The 506-nt window shown below is 64.6% G+C and carries 1 protein-coding gene; it reads left to right on the top strand.

The genetic code is table 11. The features are described 5' to 3' along the window. The coding region (locus tag ACZY0X_RS31235; RefSeq protein ID WP_463775902.1) for a Rossmann-fold NAD(P)-binding domain-containing protein at positions 1–506 on the top strand (506 nt) is incomplete at both ends.

Here is a 506-nt window from a genome sequence, read left to right as displayed (position 1 = left end):
GTGGGTGTGGTCGCCGAGTCGGGGCCTGATGAGCGTCGGGTGGCGTTGGTGCCCAAGGCGGTGTCATCCCTCGTGGGCAGTGGTGTGGCGGTGGTGGTGGCCTCTGGTGCTGGTGAGCGGGCGCTGTTGCCTGATGAGTTGTATGTCGAGGCTGGCGCGTCCATTGGTGATGCGTGGGGGTGTGATGTGGTGGTGAAGGTGGCCCCGCCCTCGACTGTGGAGGTCGCCAAGCTTCGGAGCGGTCAGACGCTGGTGGGTTTTCTGGCTCCGCGTAATGCCGACAATCAGATCGGTGCCCTGAGAAACGCTGGTGTGCAGGGGTTCGCGGTGGAGGCGATTCCGCGTATCTCGCGTGCGCAGGTGATGGATGCGTTGTCCTCGCAGGCAAACGTGGCGGGTTATAAGGCTGTGGTGTTGGCGGCGTCGTTGTCGACGCGGTTCTTCCCGATGCTCACGACTGCGGCGGGCACGGTGAAGCCGACGAGTGCTCTGATCCTGGGTGTGGG

Source organism: Mycobacterium sp. IDUB_39 (genome assembly GCF_055419205.1).
Note: the sequence above shows the minus strand (reverse complement) of the source record. Positions and strands in the feature narration are given on the sequence as shown.